Raw genomic sequence first — 314 nt, forward strand, 5'->3', positions numbered from 1 at the left:
TTCATCGGGTGATTGAACGGCGTGATCGCCGAAATCACGCCGAGCAGCGGGTCGCGCTGCGTGTACACGCGGCGCTTCTTGCCGTGCGGCGTCAGATCGCACGAGAAGATCTGCCCGTCGTCCTTCAGCACTTCGCCCGCGCCGAACGTCAGCACATCGGCCACGCGGCCGGCTTCGTACGTCGAATCCTTGATGCACAACCCGGCCTCGGCCGTGATCAGCGCCGCGATCTCCGCGGTGCGCGCACGCACGATGTCGGCCGCGCGGCGCAGGATCGCCGCGCGATCGTGGCGCGTGAGCGTCGGCCGGTACGC

At 68.8% G+C, this 314-nt stretch carries 1 protein-coding gene; it reads right to left on the bottom strand.

Annotated elements, in window-relative coordinates:
* On the bottom strand, positions 1–314 hold a 314-nt coding region (locus HWX03_RS36715), incomplete at both ends, for an aldehyde dehydrogenase family protein (RefSeq protein ID WP_175874686.1).

Source organism: Burkholderia sp. BCC0397, assembly GCF_902832865.1.
Taxonomy (GTDB): domain Bacteria; phylum Pseudomonadota; class Gammaproteobacteria; order Burkholderiales; family Burkholderiaceae; genus Burkholderia.